Origin of the sequence: Paraburkholderia sp. RL18-085-BIA-A, from assembly GCF_046027075.1 — a bacterium.
In the GTDB taxonomy this organism is placed as follows: Bacteria; Pseudomonadota; Gammaproteobacteria; order Burkholderiales; family Burkholderiaceae; genus Paraburkholderia.
Map to the genome: position 1 here is coordinate 1 of NZ_JARESU010000592.1, position 505 is coordinate 505.

Below are 505 nucleotides of genomic sequence, written 5' to 3' on the forward strand. Positions count from 1 at the left end.
CATTGGCGTCGATCATTCGACGGTACATCGCTGGGTCATCAAGCTGGTGCCGCTATTCGAAAGGACGTTTCGCAAGCACAAGCGACCGGTCGGAAGGAGCTGGCGGGTTGATGAAACCTATATCAAGGTCAAGGGCTCGTTGAAGTATCTTTACCGGGCAGTGGATAAGGCGGGCAACACCGTCGATTTTCTGTTCAGGGCCAAGCGGGACAAGGCTGCTGCACGGCGCTTCTTCGAAAAGGCAATCGGTCAGCACGGCTCGCCCGAGACAGTAACCATCGACAAAAGCGGCGCCAATCTGGCCGCTCTTAACGCGGTAAATGCCGAGCGCGAGACGCCCATCAAGGTTCGTCAGGTCAAATGTTTGAACAACATCGTCGAGCAGGACCATCGGGCAGCTGAGCGCGGCCTGTCCCTCGCCCACACTACGATCCTGCGTTGGGTGAAGCGCTACACGCCGGAGTTCGTCAAACGCTGGAATCGGTTGGCTACGACAGCCGGTCAG

1 protein-coding gene is annotated in these 505 nt (G+C 57.8%); it reads left to right on the forward strand.

The features are described from left to right. Positions 1–505: IS6 family transposase (locus tag P0D89_RS53985; protein WP_408379829.1), on the forward strand; the 505-nt coding region annotated here is incomplete at both ends.